The following is a 16,222-nucleotide window of genomic DNA, read 5'->3' on the forward strand; positions in this document are numbered from 1 at the left end:
GGAAAAAATCAATATTTTATCTTTTTCAACTTTACCTGAAAATTGATGTTTGGTGATATACATTATTTATCTTCTTAATCATCATCAATCCTAACTAAAGTTTCTAACTCTGCTTCCAATTGTTCTATAGTTGGTAAATTTTCTTGTAAATGCTTGGGTAACTGATAAGTAGAAACTCCCATCGTTTTTTTCATCTCTTGCAGCGCAAATTCAACAATTGTTTTATCCTTCGATTTACAAAGAATTATGCCAATAGTCGGTTGGTCTTGAGGCGATCTGTGTATATCAGAGTCTCTCTTCAGTATTTTTAAGTAGCTAGGCATAAGAAAACTTAAAAAGCAAAGATTAAGATCCCCGACTTTTTTTGTGAATTTGCAAATTGTCTTTGCTTGCCTAGAAAAAGTCGGGGATCTGGGCATTTACAGGTTTCTTTTGCTGACCTACTTAATTAGATCGAGAATCTTAATGTTATACCCCCACGAGATTTGTCCAACAAGCTGTTGGACTATTTGTCTGTCAGGATATGCCGCAGATCTCACACACCATCACCTGCACAGGCAAACCAAACAACAAAATCCCTAACCCAAATGATTTCTGGCGTAGGGGTTGAGCATTTGCGCCACCATTCCTAAACTCATCACAGAAATCATAATCCGCAAATGCTCAACCCTCTTTATCCATTTGCAATAAATTATCGCCGCATTACGTTTTCCCTCCGTTAGGAAGCTTGGGCAAAGCATTCCCAAATTATGGGGATCTGAGAATTTGTAAATATTGGCGGGAATGCTTTGCCCCTACAAGATCTCAAGATTGACGATCTCTATATTTTGACTTTTGAGAATACTCACTTCCCAGTGAAGAATTAGACGTTGCGGCGCTTCGCGCCGCAACGTCTAATTCTTGGTTTTATATATGTATTTCTTTGGTGAGAAGGAAGTATCTAAATAACTTTAGTTTTGGATGCCAGCTTTCGACGGATAGCAGCTTGTACTTTTTGGTCAAAATCAGGATCGTTAGGACTGACAATAACCTTAAGAGGCTGTTGGTTTAAACGGTCTAAATAAGCCTGAAAACATGTAAATGTCTACTCTTCCCAGAAATCAACATTCAGCATTGTGTCAATATCGCGGTTAAACTGCCATATATCAGGAAACTGATAAGCCCTGTAATTTTTGCGAACCGATCGCAGGGCAAGCTTAAAAGCAATATCAAAAGACTCATCCCACATAGCTTTTAGGCTAGGTGAGTCCATTAGCGTTAGTTCAATATCATTGCGCTGCGTGCTGATTGTATTTTCCCAACCGCTAAAGCAGTCAGGCATGTCAACATACATCCGTTTGAGTAAATGCTCTAACAGAACTGTCAGTCTACTTTTTATCTCCTTTCTCTCAGATTTACCCAAACTCTCAATCTCCTCGATCAAATTATCCAAATCCACATTCGCAAAGTCTCTAGCCTTTAACTTTGCTATAGTCTCTTGAGTCCAAAGCAAATAATCAGACTCATATAAGGATTTTCTGGTAACTAGCTGAGTCATGAGATTTGTAACTCCTGAAGATTTACTAGTAAATATTTTAGCCGTAACTTGATTGAGTTAAACTACGTTACTATTTTGATGTGAAATATCAGAGAGTCCGAGTATGCAGTTAAAAAGTGTCGTTCAACCCTTTGGTGAAGTCAATGTTTATCCCCAAAACAACGGAGATATTGACATCGTTGCAACTATTCTGATGGTTCCAGACATTGAAGGCGCAAGAGTTGGCTTAGCCTTAGATGGTTCAGCCTCGATGAAAAAAATGTATGGTATCAGTGGCGTTGTCAGTAGCTTTTTTGCCAGTGCCGCCGTTACGCACAACGTCGTTGAGCCAGTAGCAAGGGTGATGGTCAAGTATCTTGCCAATTTTGCGGCGACGGGTAAAGTTGACTTGATCAACTGGGCTTGTGGTGCAGCAGGTGAACTGATTGAAGATCTGGGTAGCTTTAGTGGTGAAGAGATCGAACAAATTGCGATCAAAGGTCCAAAAATCCCTTGGGGAACAGGAACGAAACTATTACCACCTTTACGATATTTCATTAACAAATATAAAGATGCACCAGCGATCGGGGTAAAGCAACCTGCGGCGATCTGTCTAATTATCACCGATGGCATTATCGAAGATCTTGAAGATGTAAAAGAATATTGCTTTAAATACGCTTTAGAGATTGCTGATCAAACTAAACCATTTATCAAACTTTTGTTGATTGGTGTTGGCAAAGAGATTGATGAAAAGCAACTAGAAGAACTAGATAATATGTTTGAAGGTAGCTTTGTCAAAGATGCCGCAGGTCGGGAAATTGACCTATGGGACTATCAAGTTGCAGACGACATTCAGATTTTGGAACAGATTTTTAAAGAATTTGTATCTGCGGAAACGATAGTCACGCATTATGGCAGAATTCTGAATCAGGCAGGAGTAGTTTGCGAAGAATATAACTTTGGTGTACCTGCATTGATGCGTTTCAAGTTACCTGCGGGTTCTACGGCTTTTACCCTAGAGTTTTCGGGTGGAAATGTGACGCAAGACATTACAGAAGCTCTGCCTCTGGAGCTAGAGGCTCCTCTGATTACAGAATCTGAACAATGGAAAGATGTTGTCGATTTTGTATGAATTACCCCCTTTAATTCCCCCTTGCAAAGGGGGAAGACTAGAAAACTTGTACACACAAATTATCCACGATATCGTGAGCTACCAAAGATCCCCCCAGCCCCCCTTAAAAAGGGGGGAGAATTTTCTTCTTCCCCCTTTTTAAGGGGGATTGAGGGGGATCTAAACCTTAAAATGTAGATAGCAAGCCTTGTGTGTACATGGTAACCCCTTTGTAAGAGAAGGCTAGGGTTTATCTAAACAATTAAAAATAAAAGCAAGAGAAATAGAATGCCATGCTACATGAAAATAATTCCGAGCCTATTGAATTAGAACGTGCAGACAATGGTGAAATAAAAAGTAAAATCGACAATAAAGACAAGAACGAATTAAGGTATGAATCAAAAAACTGGCAAATGCCAGCTAATTTGGTAGCTGCCGAGTTTGGTGAAGTGAATGTTTGGCAGCATATCCCAGAGACGACTTCTGGATCTGCCGAATGTCGAGTGGAATTCTCGATCGCCATGGAGCCACAGGGGAAATTTGCTGAAGGTTGGCGAACTGGGCTAGCTCTAGATGCTAGCGCCTCAATGAAACGTGCTTATGGGCGTAAGGTGGAAGCACGTGTCGATCCTGAATTATTAACTGACTATATTAAGCAGGGGCGATTGCGAGCTTATTTAGAGGATGGAGAACCAATTCGCAAGATTAAGCGGGAAGCGTTTGCGGAGATTCAAGAACGTGGTTATGAGATTAACTATACGGAAAATATCTTGCAACCATTGGTTCAAGATTTTACAGCTTATTTGGCTGGTAGTTTGGATGGAACTGGAAAGACTTCACTCATCTATTGGGGTTGTGGTGAAGGTGATGAAATTCAGGTGTTAGGCGAGTTTGATCATGCGAGTTGTCAGCAATTAGCGATCGCGGGACCTGCAACTTTTAAGCTGGGTAAGACCACAAAGCTATTACCTGCGATCGCCTATTTCGTCAATCAATATAGGCAAGCTCAGCAGGGGCTGTATGTATTCTTGACTGATGGCAGGATTGATGATTTAGAACAGGTCAAGAACTATACCAAGGAACTAGCGTTAGAAATTGCAGTTGGCAAAAGAAACTATTTAAAGTTGATCTTGATTGGGATTGGGAAAGATATTGATCGCTATCAGTTGCAAGAGTTAGATGACTTTGATACTGGCATAGATATTGATATTTGGGATTATAAAATTGCTAGCGAAATGACTAGTCTCTCGCAAATTTTTGCGGAAGTGGTCAACGAAAACCAAATTATTGCTGATAGTGGCTCAATTTACGACGATCAAGGAAATTGCGTCAAATCCTATCCTAAAGGTTTACCTGCCAAAGTTGATTTTGTCATGCGCGAGGATTCGCAATGGTTTGAGCTAGAGGTGGGCAATCAACGCATTCGCCAAGCGGTAGTTGTCGGCACTGCCATGGCGATCGCCCCTTTTGTGAAGAAACAGCTTTTCGATTTTGAGATTAAAGCTCAGGAAAGTAATCAATCGGCTGTGCTAGAGCAACAAAAGCAGGAAATTGTAAATAATCAGATCTCTGCACCAAATAGCCTATGGAAAATATTGGCGGCTTTGTTGATTGGAGCAGCCTTTATCGGGACAGCGATCGCTTTCGGCATTTTGATTAAGCGATCGGATGATAGTAAATTGCAAAATCAAGCAGTGCCAACGGTGATTAAAGAAGCAGTACTTGAGCCAAAGCCAGATTTCGCAAATAAGCCTAACAATATGCTATCTAGCGCTGCCAAATCTGGCACTCAGAACTCGAATAAAGCAACCAATCCAACAACAGCGACTAATCCAGCAACAGCAACTAATCCAGCAACTAGTAAAGAACGTAATAAGCTGAATGGCAAGCCTGAAAGTCTATCTAGTAATAATTCCGACAAACCACTAGACAAATCATCTAACTCACCTGGTAATAATATTGGCAATATTGGCAATAACGAGAATAGCTCTCTCAATAATTCTGGCAAAGTAGTTGGGAATAACCCTAAGACACCAACTGGAGATAGTTCTAACAATAATTCTGAGAAACCCACTATAGATAATTCTCTTAAAAATGCTAGTTCTAGTGATTTAAATAATGCCAAAAATATCCCCAAAAATGGGCTTAAAAATTACCCAAATTCCATATCTCAGAATAGAAATGGCGATCGCAGTATTAGTAGCTCAATTTTGCCCATTACGAATCCAGATGTAGAAGTAGTAGTTTTCTTCGCCTCTGATGAGTCGCAACTCATATCTAGTGAAGAAGCTAAAATTGATAATTTCTGGACAAAAATTCAAGGAAAGCGCGGAATCATCCAAGTTAGTGGTCATGCCGACAAAATGGGTGACTACGACTATAATCTTGACCTCTCACAAGCAAGAGCCAATGAAGTCGTGAACTTACTGCGCGATCGCGGCTTAGATGGTAACTACAAAGTTACTTTTGAGGCGTTATCTTGGTTGCAACCCTTGCGTAAAGATATTACGGCAACCGATCAAGCTTTTAATCGTCGTGTGGTTATTCAGTTCAAAGAGCAGCGCTAAGATCAGCCCATTGAATAATTAGTGGTACGCCACTAATTATTCAATGGGAAATTCCAGATATTGTGGCAGAACAAACTCTGTTAACCATACTGAATTTTCTGAGCAAAAAAATACAAATCCATCTTGATACATTGCCAAGGCATTAATTTTTAAAACCACTGGCTTGCCATGTCTCTGTCCAACAGCGATCGCAGTAGTTTCATCGCTTGACATATGTACATGTTGTCGGCTGCCTGAGATTAATCCTTGTTGACGAATGGACTCAATAAATTTCGTTGCTGTCCCGTGAAATAGCTGAACAGGAGGTTGTTGGGGTGGTAAATCTAAATTCACTTCAATGGAATGTCCTTGATTAGCCCGAATTTTAGACTTGTCATCATTAAACGCAAATCGCTTTTTATTATTTGTCTCAACTATTTCCTCAAGAACACTTATTGAGATATTTTTGCCATTCTGTTTTGCTAGCTCAATGAAGCGATCGACCTCCGCCCAGCCATTTTCGTCTAACTTTAAACCTATTACCTCTGGTTGATGTCGCAAGACAAGGCTCACAAATTTGCTGAGCTTAACTAAATTTTTATTCATAACTAAAGTTTAAAAAATTTCAAATGCTTGTGTAGTCGTTTACAATGATAATGGTTAGTTTTTTTACCTTATTGAGGTATGCTCTAACCTTAAAAATTATGTAACCCTGAGGACATAAGCGAATGCTACATCGCAAAATATATCAACTTTGTGAAGCCAAGAGCGATGTTTGGATTTACCTGAGGGATCAGGGACGTTGGCTAGAAAGAGCCAAGATATTGGATATTGAAGGTGACGTGGTAACGATTCGTTACGAGACTGAGGATGAAGACGAGGTTTGCTCTTGGGAAGAAATGGTCAGGTTAGAGAGTATTGGCGCTGTGACACAAAGATTATCTTCGTTTACCAAAGCAGGAATGTCATCAAACGATATTCCCGTTTCTGATGATTGTCCTGAAGCTGAACAAATCCGCCCCCGCACCGATCCTGACAAATAATTAATCAACAAAGGTGCTTGAAGCGCCCTTTTGTTTAACCATAGAGTGGGCGCTTTGCGTCCACTCTAATTTTATGCAAGGGCTTCGCCGTAAAATAAAGAACCGATTTTTGATGGCGTGGCTGCGCCACGCCATCAAAAATCGGTTCTTTATGAAATTGCAAAACCCATAATATGAGATGAAAACAATGCAACCTGCTGACCTAACCACCCTTGTAGCTTTGACCCATGAGCTAAATATAGCTTGTGTGCCTGCAAGACTAGAGCAGGTGCATCAAAGCGATCGCCACACGATTCATTTACAGTTACGAACTTTAGAAAAGAAACAGTGGCTATTACTATCTTGGCATCCGCAAGCAGCAAGACTACATCTCAGTGCGCCACCACCAAAGCAGCCTGATACTTTCACCTTTAGTCAACAAATTTTGCATCAAGTCGCAGGATTTGCTCTTGTCTCAGTGCAATTAACTAGTCCTTGGGAGCGCGTTGTCGATCTGCAATTTGCTAAACGACCCGATGACGAGGTGCAATGGCATCTGTATCTAGAAGTGATGGGCAAATATAGCAATGCGATTCTCGTCAACGCCAATGGCGAAATCGTCACTGCCGCCCACCAAGTCAGCAGCAAGCAGTCGCGAGTGCGTCCTATCCAAACAGGCGGTCGCTACGAATTACCACCAGCATTACTAGAAGCAATTCCCAGTTTGAGTGAATCCTTTGACGCATGGCGCGATCGCTTGATTTTGATTCCTAAGGAGATTAAACGCAATTTACTCAGTAATTATCGTGGTGTCAGTTCGTCGCTAGTGCGATCGCTATTGGCAATATCTAATATCAATGGCGATCAAAATGTTGCTGATTTAAAGCTTTCTGAATGGGAAGCACTATATCAAGCTTGGCGAATGTGGCTAACCTGTATTGATCAAAAGCAGTTCTATCCACATTTAGAAGGAAAAGGATATGCCCTCACCCCTAGCCCCTCTCCCGCAGGAGAGGGGAACCAGATTCTTACTCCCCTTCTCCTGCGGGAGAAGGGGCTGGGGGATGAGGGCAAACCCTCGCCATCAGTTAATGACTTCTGCGATCGCTACTATTCTCAACAAACGGGACAAGTCGCCTTTCAGCAATTGCATCAACAAATTAGCCAAGCAATTCAAAATCAGTTAGCGAAGTTATCGATTAAAGAGAATGAATTTCTAGAACGGCTGCAACTCTCAACTCAAGCTGATGATTTCAAAGATAAGGCTGATTTGCTGATGGCGCATTTGCATCTTTGGGAAATAGGCATGAAAGAGATAAAACTTACAGATTTTCATACAGAAAAATCTGTAGTGATTCCCCTCGATCCCACGCTGAATGCTCAACAGAATGCTCAATCTTTTTATAAAAAACATCAAAAGCAAAAGCGGGCTGCCCTTGCGATCGCCCCTTTACTAGAAGCAGTTCAACAGGAAATCGCTTACCTCGAACAGGTTGCTACTGCTGTGAGCTTATTAGAACAGAGTGAACTCTCGGCATTACAGGAAATTCGTGCGGAACTAGCTCAGCAAGGCTATCTCAAAGTCACCGCCGAGTATGCTCCACGCACGAAAAGTAATAGTAAAGGTGGCAAAAATAAAAGCAATCGCACCAAGCAAGAAGAAATTCCCGATTGTCATCGCTTTACCACTCCCAATGGATTTGAAGTGTGGGTAGGCAGAAACAACTATCAAAATGATTTGATTTCTTTCCGTATTGCAGGGGAATACGATCTTTGGCTCCATGCTCAAGAAATTTCTGGCAGTCATGTGTTGCTGCGCCTACCTGCGGGAGCGATCGCTGATGATCAAGATCTACAAACTGCCGCTAATTATGCCGCCTATTACAGTCGCGCTCGACAAAGCGATCAAGTTCCCGTAGTCTGCACGATTCCCAAATATGTGTTTAAGCCCAAAGGTGCAAAACCAGGGATGGTCGTTTATACTCACGAAAAGATTATTTGGGGACAGCCAACGGACTTGCGAGTCGAACAAACCTAACTCTGCTTAACAATGGCAAAAAAAGAGCTAGCTAGTACAAATCAAACCCCAAGAATGGGCGGCGCTTCGCGCCGCCCATTCTTGGGGTTTATATTTTGATCAAAACTTGCTTTTCTGTAACAATTTACGAATTAAAAACCAAACCCAGTAAGAGCTTTAAAAGCACAAAATGGCGTAGCCATTTTGTGCTTTGGTATAAGATATTGGCAATCACTAAATATTACTCCTTGACCTGTATTATACCAATTCACGAAAGTGTAGCAACACTTTCGTGAATTAAAAACCAAACCCAGTAAGGGTTTTAAAAACACAAAATGGCTACGCCATTTTGTGTTTTGGTATTAGCCCATAAATTATGCAAAGATGATGATCTTGCATTTATTTATCATTAGAAATCATGTTGAGTTCGACTAGGGAACTTCTAGAAACCGCCCGCCGCAACTCCTATGCGATCGGAGCTTTTAACATTTACAACTTAGAAGGCGTAAAAGCTGTAGTCAACGCCGCCGAAATCAGCCGTAGTCCAGCCATGTTGCAACTACACCCTAGCGCCCTCATCTATGGCAAACTTCCCCTAGTAAAGATGTGTATCGAAGCCGCCAAATCAGCAAAAGTACCTATATCCATTCACCTCGATCATAGTACTTCCGCTAGCGATATCCGCTTAGCCCTAGATGCAGGCGTACGATCGATCATGGCAGATGGCTCACCCATGTCTTACCAAGAGAATTTAAAATTTACTAGAGACATGACCGCCCTATCCCACAAATTCCAAGCAGTCGTCGAAGCAGAAATTGGCAGAATTAGCGGAACTGAAGACGGACTGACGATCGCCGAAAAAGAAGCCAAAATGACCGACCCCATCCAAGCATTTGAATTTGTGCAGCAAACCAAAGTCGATGCGATCGCCGTTACCATCGGTAACGTACATGGCGAATACAAAAGCCCACCCCGTCTTGATTTTGACCGTCTCGAAAAAATCCGAAACCTCGTTGACATTCCCCTAGTTTTGCATGGTGCATCGGGCTTACCTGCGGAAATGATCCAGCGATCAATTCAATTGGGAGTTTGCAAATTTAATGTAAATACTGAAGTCCGCCAAGCCTACATGCAAGCCCTGAAATTAGAGATTTGTGGAGACAGTCCCAAAGACTTGTTAGAGATCGCAGGTGAAGCGATCGCCGCCATGCAAGAAGTGATCATCGAAAAACTCAATCTCTTTGGCTCCATCGGCAAAGCCCATTTACATGACAATCCCTACGCCGCAATGTTATCTAGTCAAGCCTATCAATAAAAAAGTCATGAACAGTCAGCCAGACAAGAAAATACAATTAGAAAAATTTAAAAATATCTTGCTCGAATCTCTTCAGATTCCAGTCAAAATTGCTTCTCAATCTATCAATAGTATTATCGTTCTCCTAGTTATCAATATTATTTCTGCGGCTTGGTTAGCTTTCTTTGTTTGGCATAAATTGAATGCAGGTATTGTTTGGACTCTAATCCTTACTCTGATTATTTGTTTCCCTTCTTATACCCTCAAGAATCTATATGTAACCTTGAAAGAAGTGATCGGATTACCTGAAAAGATCGTCACTATCTTTCAAACAGGTAAAGTTAGAGTCACAGAATTATCTCAAGCTCATGAAAAGGTATTAGCGAATTCGCAGGAAAAGTTAGGACAAGCTGCTAGCAAATATTCCTTTGGTAAAAGTATCGGCTTCATATTTGCGATCGGTAAAAGATTGCGAGATTGGTTTCTGTTAGCCAATCAATTAAGAGAGTTCAAGTCTCTGATGAATGAATCTCAAGAACTTTTAGCTTTGACAGCCCAAGCGATGCTTTTAACCAATCCACTATTCCTAATTGGGGTGACCATCGCGACAGTACTAACTTTTGTATGGGCTTTTGCGGCTTTCGTGACTCTTATTATTTATAGTTTTGCAAGGTGATGTCGCCCAAGGCGTTCATCCCATGGTGCTAGGATTTATACTAGATTTGCTACCTACAGCAATTGCCCTACAAACGAACCACAAGGAAATTTTTGAAAGCGTTGCTTCGCAACGCTTTCAAAAATTTCCTTGGTTTGGGTTTAAGCACAAAGCCCTGTAATATCTTCTCCAATACTTCGCCTAAACGCATACGTTATGACTGCAACCGCCCCGACTAAAACCAAGACACAATACGAAGCCGTCATTGGTTTAGAAACCCACTGTCAGTTGACCACAAACTCCAAAATCTTTTGTAACTGCTCAACCCAGTTTGGCTCCACCCCCAATACCAATGTTTGTCCTGTCTGTCTGGGAATGCCGGGGGTACTGCCCGTTCTTAACGAAAAAGTTTTGGAATATGCCGTCAAAGCTGGGCTAGCTTTAAATTGTCAAATTGCGCCGCACAGTAAATTCGATCGCAAACAATATTTTTATCCCGACCTTCCCAAGAACTACCAAGTTTCACAATACGATCTACCGATCGCTGAGCATGGCTGGCTCGAAATTCAATTAGAAGATGGCAGTACTAAGCGCATCGGTATTACTCGTCTGCATATGGAAGAGGATGCAGGTAAATTGGTGCATGGTGGTAGCGATCGCCTCTCAGGTTCTAGCCACTCCTTAGTGGACTATAACCGTACAGGTGTCCCTTTGTGCGAAATTGTATCCGAACCAGATATGCGATCGGGTGCAGAAGCCGCCGCCTATGCCCAAGAACTACGGCGGATTATGCGCTATCTCGGTGTTTGTGATGGCAACATGCAAGAAGGCTCCCTCCGTTGTGACGTGAATATCTCCGTGCGCCCAGTCGGACAAGAGAAATTTGGCACAAAGGTAGAAATCAAAAACATGAACTCCTTTAACGCCATTCAAAGAGCGATCGATTTTGAAATTAATCGTCAAATAGAAGCTCTTGAGTCTGGTAGCGACACGATCAAACAAGAAACTCGCCTTTGGGAAGAAAACACTCAACGCACAATCAGTATGCGTTCTAAGGAAGGAGCCAGTGATTATCGCTATTTCCCTGAGCCAGATCTCATGGCGATCGAGGTTCCCCTAACGACATTAGCTCGATATCGTTCTGAGCTTCCCACCCTACCAGCATCTCATCGTCAACGCTATCGAGAAGAATTTGGTCTAACTCCCTACGATGCGGCTCTGATTGCCGACGATCGCAGTATTGCCGAGTTCTTTGATGCGACGATCCTCACAGGTGCAGAACCCAAGCAAGTATTTAACTGGGTGATGGGCGACATTACCGCCTATCTCAATGAGAACAAGCTCAAGATCGCTGATATTGCCCTTACGCCCGCGATTTTAGGTGAAATGATCGGTCTAATAGCTGACGGTACAATCAGCAGCAAAATTGCAAAGGATATCTTGCCTGAACTGATTGTCAAAGGTGGCTCAGTCAAAGATTTAGTGGCAGCTAAGGGGCTAACTGTCCTCGCTGGTACAGAACTAGAGAAAATCATCGATGAGATCATTGCTGCTAATCCCAAGGAAGTAGAACAATACAAAGCTGGTAAAACTAAGCTACTAGGTTTCTTTGTCGGGCAAACCATGAAAAAAACCCAAGGACGTGCCGAACCTCAATCAACCAATAAATTGATTGCTGATAAGTTGAGTACCTCGGCGTAATTACAACGCTTTGTAATGTAATCCAGACCAAGAGTTTTATTAAAATTGTTGCTTCGCAACAATTTTAATAAAACGTCAGTTCGACGAAAGCGAAAAATTGTAAGAATCGCTAAGCGATTCTTACAATTTTTCGCCATTTGCGGCGTGCGAAGCACGCCGCAAATGGTTGGTATCGAAACTCACGTTAATAAAGCTCTTATGGACACAGTTATACCAAAACACAAAATGGCTATGCCATTTTGTGTTTTGAAAATCCTTACTGGGTTTGATTTTTAAATCCCAAAAGTGTTGGTACACTTTCATGAATTGGTATAAGGTACTGTATTCTGGTATTGGTAAGTCTTGCAAAGTAGCTGTGATTAGGCGGCTCTGAATGTTCTTGATAAGATAATCCAATATTATTTACTGAAATTTTCGCTATTTATTTTATTTAATCTCTTTAATCATGCTTAAACGCGCTGTTTCCATCTTACTTGTGGTCTTTTCTCTGCTTCTTACCAGTTGTGCTAGTACACCCACCAGTGGGCTTGTCCCATTTGCAGATAGTAAAGATGGCTATAGATTTTTATATCCGAATGGCTGGACAGAAACTAAAGGTAATTCGGCGATCGATATTTTGTTTCACGACATTATTGAGCCTTCAGAAAATGTATCGGTTGCGATTAGTAAGCTCGAAACAGTGAAAACCCTTGAAGAAATCGGTGAACCTGAAGCGATCGGTTTGCGGGTACAGCAGCGTGTCGTTGCTCCAGAAGGCTCTGGTCGTCAAGCAAAGTTGCTTAGTGCAACGCAGAAAGAATCGGGCGATCGCAACTACTACATTTTTGAATATGCAGTTCAGCGCTCACAAGGCGAACCCCGCCATGACCTTGTAACTGTATCTACAAATCGTGGCAATCTTTATACCCTTAGTATTTCTAGCTCCGAAAGACGTTGGGAAAAAGTCAAAGATTTGTTTGCTAGAGTTGCCAAATCTTTCACCATCAACGAATAGCAACAAACATCTCTGTAAGCTTGGACAATATGCTTCAAATTCTCGTCATTGATGATGATCCTACGATCAGAATGACTCTTCAGAGGTTTCTCAAGAGTCAAGGCTATGATGTGATTGTTGCTAAGGATGGGCAAGAGGGTTTAGCTAAGGCGAGAGAACTGCATCCGTCTTTAATCATTTGTGATTGGATGATGCCAATCATCGATGGTCTAGAGGTATGTCGTCAGGTAAAGAGCAACCCTGACTTAGCTAATATCTATCTAATTTTGCTAACAGCCCGTGACCAAGAAGGTGACTTGGTGCGTGGTTTAGACATGGGGGCAGATGACTTTTTAGGCAAGCCGCCACGCATTAATGAGTTACGGGCTAGGGTAAGAGCAGGGCTAAGACTGTATCAAGCCACTGAAGAAATTCAAAGGCAAAAACAATTAATCGAACAAGAGTTAGCTCAAGCTTCGCAATATGTGCGATCGCTTTTGCCTGCACCACTCGAAGGTGATGTGTCGATTCAGTCTAGTTTTTTGCCATCGACACAGCTTGGCGGTGATAGCTTTGACTATTTTTGGCTAGATAGTGACCATCTAGCGCTCTATTTGCTCGATGTATCTGGGCATGGGGTCGGCTCCGCCCTTTTATCAGTGTCAGTTTTAAATCTGATGCGTACTCGTAGCTTAAGACGCAGTAGAACATCACAAGACACAACTAATTTTTATAATCCTAGTGAAGTATTAAGTGATCTAAATAATACTTTTCAGATGGCAGTACATAATGAAATGTACTTTACGATCTGGTATGGCGTATATGATAAACGCAACCATACACTCGTTTATGCCAGTGGCGGACATCCTCCTGCTGTACTAATTTCTAATGAAGAAATCCCTAAAATCAAGTTACTAAAAACTGCTGGTTTACCAATTGGCATGATGCCTGACATTGATTATCAAGAGCAGTTTTGTGAGATTGATACTAGTAGCAGGTTATATCTATTTAGTGATGGAGTTTATGAGATTCCTCAAGAGAATGACAGTATTTGGGGATTTAATGCTTTGATTGATACATTTATCAGAATTCCCAACGATCGCCATTCGCGCATTGAGCATATATTAACTTGTGTTAAAGCCGCAGCTAATAATCGTCCTTTTGAAGATGACTTATCGCTATTAGAAGTCGAGTTTCACATATAAGAAAGTAGGTGGGTGCTATGCGCTCACCTACTTTCTTATATTGAAAAGCAAGGCGGCGCTTTGCGCCGCCTTGCTTCTTTGCGTCTTATACCAATTCACGAAAGTGTGACAACACTTTTGTGAATTAAAAACCAAACCCAGTAAGGGTTTTAAAAACACAAAATGGCGTAGCCATTTTGTGTTTTGGTATTAAAACAAGTTTCGGCTAATATATAGCAACGCAAGAGATATATAGGACAGTTCAAGACCCAAAATATGAGTGGCGGCGCTTCGCGCCGCCACTCATATTTTGGGTTTTATGTCCTAAGCAAAACTTACATTGCTATAAATATATTTAATTTAAGGTTGCATTAAATTCGTCAACGGTTGGATAGATTTTAAAAATCTTGGTCATGCTAGTAAGTTCAAATAGCATTTGAACTTGATCGTTAGCACCACAAATCACCATATCCCCATCACTGTTACGGATTGCCTTGAGGGCTGAGACTAATGCACCTAATCCAGAACTATCCATAAAAGTAATCTCTTGCAGATCAACTAATAAATATTTGGGAGGAGTTGGGACTGAGGCAATATCATTAACTTGGCGACGAAAATCAGCCGCAGTTGTGACATCTAACCGTCCTGAAGGCTGTATAACTTTTACTTGATTACTCATGGATTTTTTCTTGGCTTTAAAGATCTAGTTTGAGAATTGCAGAAATAATGATTGGCTATCAAGTCTTATACCAAAACACAGAATGCTACGCCGTTTTGTGTTTTTAAAACCCTTACTAGATTTGGTTTTTAATTCACAAAATCGTTGTCAGGGTTCTGCAATTTAATAAACAAGCCGATTTGTGATGGCGCAGTTTTGCTGCGCCATCACAAATCGGTTCCTTATTTTACGGCGAAGCCCTTACACTTTTGTGAATTGGTATTAAAGGGAAGTTTCTTCATAAGCATAAGTCTTTATCGATTATTTTTGCTCTTATTTGGGCTTTAATGAAATCTTGGCACTATTAAGCAATTTTTTAATTTTGAACTCTATAAATCTATGGCTGATTTACCCGATTTGCAAGCGATCCAAAACGTATTAAATCCTATTGTCGATCCCGATCGCCAAAAAAGCATTATCGAACTAAATATGGTGCGCGATATCGCCGTTAAGTCCAATGGGGTGGTCAGTTTCACTTTGTTGCTGAACGATCCCAATAGTCCCAAGCGCGATCCTTTAATCCAAGAATGTAAAGACGCAATTAAGGCGATCGCCTCTGTCACCGATGTTTGGGTTAAGGTAATTGCCGATAGTCCCGTTGTAGCAACACCTGCCCCACCAACAAATGCTTTGCAAGGTATTGAGGGCGTAAAGTATGTCCTTGCGATTTCCAGTGGCAAAGGTGGCGTGGGTAAAACCTCAGTAGCAGTAAATGTTGCTGTGGCTCTGGCAGACATGGGCGCAAAGGTCGGCATTCTCGACGCAGATATTTACGGACCGAATGTACCTGTAATGCTGGGCATGGAGGCGGCTCAAGTCAAAGTAGTAAAGGCGGAAAATGGCGCAGATGTGGTGGAGCCAGCCTTTAACTATGGCGTGAAAATGATCTCAATGGCATTTTTGATTGCCAAGGATCAGCCTGTGGTTTGGCGTGGACCCATGCTCAATGGTGTGATTCGTCAGTTTTTATATCAAGCAAACTGGGGCGAACTTGATTATTTAATTGTGGATATGCCCCCTGGGACTGGAGACGCGCAGTTGACACTCACGCAGTCAGTACCTCTCGCGGGAGCCGTGATCGTAACGACCCCACAAACTGTTTCCCTCTTAGACTCGCGCAAGGGTTTAAAAATGTTTCAAAACATGGGCATTCCTGTCTTGGGCATTGTCGAGAATATGAGCTATTTCATTCCGCCCGATCTGCCCGATCGCCAATACGACATTTTTGGATCTGGTGGCGGCAAAAAAACCTCCGATGAGCTAGGCGTAGATTTACTCGGTTGTGTACCACTAGAAATTGGTCTACGCGAAGGTGGCGATCGCGGTGTACCAATTGTGTTAGGTCATCCTGAGTCTGCGTCGGCTAAGGCTTTAAGGGAGATTGCAAAGGCGATCGCCACTAAAGTTCAAGCTAATTAAAACAAGTGGCGGCGCGAAGCGCCGCCACTTGTCTTTATTAAAATTTGAGACCCCGTGGGGCGCAAG

The 16,222-nt window shown here is 41.9% G+C and carries 14 protein-coding genes and 1 pseudogene; 10 read left to right on the top strand and 5 right to left on the bottom strand.

Annotation, left to right across the window (positions count from 1 at the left end; translation table 11 throughout):
• Nucleotides 1-74: 74 nt before the first annotated feature.
• From ABM313_RS12870 to ABM313_RS12880, 3 genes and pseudogenes are all read right to left on the bottom strand, one after another.
• Nucleotides 75-323, bottom strand: a complete 249-nt coding sequence (locus ABM313_RS12870; RefSeq protein WP_434683595.1) for a PDDEXK nuclease domain-containing protein — start codon at nt 321-323, stop codon at nt 75-77.
• Between the two features lie 617 nt (nt 324-940).
• Nucleotides 941-1,060, bottom strand: a pseudogene (locus ABM313_RS12875) (DUF6887 family protein); the annotation flags it as partial.
• Between the two features lie 24 nt (nt 1,061-1,084).
• Nucleotides 1,085-1,537 (bottom strand): DUF29 domain-containing protein, encoded by a 453-nt coding sequence (locus ABM313_RS12880; protein ID WP_434683596.1) that lies wholly within the window; start codon nt 1,535-1,537, stop codon nt 1,085-1,087.
• A gap of 103 nt (nt 1,538-1,640) precedes the next feature.
• Between ABM313_RS12880 and ABM313_RS12885 the strand changes: the two genes are divergently transcribed.
• Both ABM313_RS12885 and ABM313_RS12890 read left to right on the top strand, forming a co-directional pair.
• The gene (locus ABM313_RS12885; protein WP_434683597.1) at nt 1,641-2,648 is read left to right on the top strand and encodes a vWA domain-containing protein; all 1,008 of its coding nucleotides are present in this window, start codon (nt 1,641-1,643) and stop codon (nt 2,646-2,648) included.
• A 272-nt stretch (nt 2,649-2,920) separates the two neighbouring features.
• On the top strand, nt 2,921-5,194 hold the full coding sequence (locus ABM313_RS12890) for an OmpA family protein (RefSeq protein ID WP_434683598.1): 2,274 nt from the start codon (nt 2,921-2,923) through the stop codon (nt 5,192-5,194).
• 36 nt (nt 5,195-5,230) lie between these two features.
• On the opposite strand, the gene ABM313_RS12895 is transcribed toward ABM313_RS12890, so the two are convergent.
• Nucleotides 5,231-5,779 (bottom strand): RNA 2'-phosphotransferase, encoded by a 549-nt coding sequence (locus tag ABM313_RS12895; RefSeq protein ID WP_434683599.1) that lies wholly within the window; start codon nt 5,777-5,779, stop codon nt 5,231-5,233.
• Between the two features lie 122 nt (nt 5,780-5,901).
• Between ABM313_RS12895 and ABM313_RS12900 the strand changes: the two genes are divergently transcribed.
• From ABM313_RS12900 to ABM313_RS12930, 7 genes are all read left to right on the top strand, one after another.
• Complete coding sequence (locus ABM313_RS12900; protein WP_434683600.1) at nt 5,902-6,216, top strand: DUF6679 family protein; 315 nt, start codon at nt 5,902-5,904, stop codon at nt 6,214-6,216.
• Between the two features lie 187 nt (nt 6,217-6,403).
• A complete protein-coding gene (locus tag ABM313_RS12905) occupies nt 6,404-8,233 on the top strand; it encodes an Rqc2 family fibronectin-binding protein (RefSeq protein ID WP_434683601.1) in 1,830 nt (609 codons plus the stop codon).
• A 397-nt stretch (nt 8,234-8,630) separates the two neighbouring features.
• Nucleotides 8,631-9,527 carry a class II fructose-bisphosphate aldolase gene (locus ABM313_RS12910; protein WP_434683602.1) on the top strand — a complete coding sequence of 299 codons (897 nt, stop codon included), beginning with the start codon at nt 8,631-8,633 and terminating at the stop codon, nt 9,525-9,527.
• A 7-nt stretch (nt 9,528-9,534) separates the two neighbouring features.
• The gene (locus tag ABM313_RS12915; RefSeq protein ID WP_434683603.1) at nt 9,535-10,182 is read left to right on the top strand and encodes a hypothetical protein; all 648 of its coding nucleotides are present in this window, start codon (nt 9,535-9,537) and stop codon (nt 10,180-10,182) included.
• A gap of 195 nt (nt 10,183-10,377) precedes the next feature.
• Nucleotides 10,378-11,862: an Asp-tRNA(Asn)/Glu-tRNA(Gln) amidotransferase subunit GatB gene (gatB, locus tag ABM313_RS12920; RefSeq protein ID WP_434683604.1), complete on the top strand. Its 1,485-nt coding sequence runs from the start codon at nt 10,378-10,380 to the stop codon at nt 11,860-11,862.
• A gap of 445 nt (nt 11,863-12,307) precedes the next feature.
• Nucleotides 12,308-12,856: a photosystem II reaction center PsbP gene (gene psbP / locus ABM313_RS12925; RefSeq protein ID WP_434683605.1), complete on the top strand. Its 549-nt coding sequence runs from the start codon at nt 12,308-12,310 to the stop codon at nt 12,854-12,856.
• A gap of 29 nt (nt 12,857-12,885) precedes the next feature.
• Nucleotides 12,886-14,040, top strand: a complete 1,155-nt coding sequence (locus ABM313_RS12930; protein ID WP_434683606.1) for a PP2C family protein-serine/threonine phosphatase — start codon at nt 12,886-12,888, stop codon at nt 14,038-14,040.
• 334 nt (nt 14,041-14,374) lie between these two features.
• On the opposite strand, the gene ABM313_RS12935 is transcribed toward ABM313_RS12930, so the two are convergent.
• Nucleotides 14,375-14,698, bottom strand: a complete 324-nt coding sequence (locus ABM313_RS12935; protein WP_094533759.1) for an STAS domain-containing protein — start codon at nt 14,696-14,698, stop codon at nt 14,375-14,377.
• Nucleotides 14,699-15,076: 378 nt separating this feature from the next.
• On the opposite strand from ABM313_RS12935, the gene ABM313_RS12940 reads away from it, so the two are divergent.
• Nucleotides 15,077-16,156 carry a P-loop NTPase gene (locus tag ABM313_RS12940; protein ID WP_434683608.1) on the top strand — a complete coding sequence of 360 codons (1,080 nt, stop codon included), beginning with the start codon at nt 15,077-15,079 and terminating at the stop codon, nt 16,154-16,156.
• Nucleotides 16,157-16,222 lie beyond the last annotated feature (66 nt).

It is taken from the genome of Pseudanabaena minima str. Chao 2107, assembly GCF_051131155.1.
In the GTDB taxonomy this organism is placed as follows: domain Bacteria; phylum Cyanobacteriota; class Cyanobacteriia; order Pseudanabaenales; family Pseudanabaenaceae; genus Pseudanabaena; species Pseudanabaena minima.

Coding starts and splice junctions, on each gene's coding strand:
- ABM313_RS12885 (WP_434683597.1), top strand. CDS start 1,641: ATGCAGTTAAAAAGTGTCGTTCAACCCTTTGGTGAAGTCAATGTTTAT.
- ABM313_RS12890 (WP_434683598.1), top strand. CDS start 2,921: ATGCTACATGAAAATAATTCCGAGCCTATTGAATTAGAACGTGCAGAC.
- psbP (WP_434683605.1), top strand. CDS start 12,308: ATGCTTAAACGCGCTGTTTCCATCTTACTTGTGGTCTTTTCTCTGCTT.
- ABM313_RS12915 (WP_434683603.1), top strand. CDS start 9,535: ATGAACAGTCAGCCAGACAAGAAAATACAATTAGAAAAATTTAAAAAT.
- ABM313_RS12900 (WP_434683600.1), top strand. CDS start 5,902: ATGCTACATCGCAAAATATATCAACTTTGTGAAGCCAAGAGCGATGTT.
- ABM313_RS12880 (WP_434683596.1), bottom strand. CDS start 1,537: ATGACTCAGCTAGTTACCAGAAAATCCTTATATGAGTCTGATTATTTG.
- ABM313_RS12870 (WP_434683595.1), bottom strand. CDS start 323: ATGCCTAGCTACTTAAAAATACTGAAGAGAGACTCTGATATACACAGA.
- ABM313_RS12895 (WP_434683599.1), bottom strand. CDS start 5,779: ATGAATAAAAATTTAGTTAAGCTCAGCAAATTTGTGAGCCTTGTCTTG.
- ABM313_RS12935 (WP_094533759.1), bottom strand. CDS start 14,698: ATGAGTAATCAAGTAAAAGTTATACAGCCTTCAGGACGGTTAGATGTC.
- ABM313_RS12910 (WP_434683602.1), top strand. CDS start 8,631: ATGTTGAGTTCGACTAGGGAACTTCTAGAAACCGCCCGCCGCAACTCC.
- gatB (WP_434683604.1), top strand. CDS start 10,378: ATGACTGCAACCGCCCCGACTAAAACCAAGACACAATACGAAGCCGTC.
- ABM313_RS12905 (WP_434683601.1), top strand. CDS start 6,404: ATGCAACCTGCTGACCTAACCACCCTTGTAGCTTTGACCCATGAGCTA.
- ABM313_RS12930 (WP_434683606.1), top strand. CDS start 12,886: ATGCTTCAAATTCTCGTCATTGATGATGATCCTACGATCAGAATGACT.
- ABM313_RS12940 (WP_434683608.1), top strand. CDS start 15,077: ATGGCTGATTTACCCGATTTGCAAGCGATCCAAAACGTATTAAATCCT.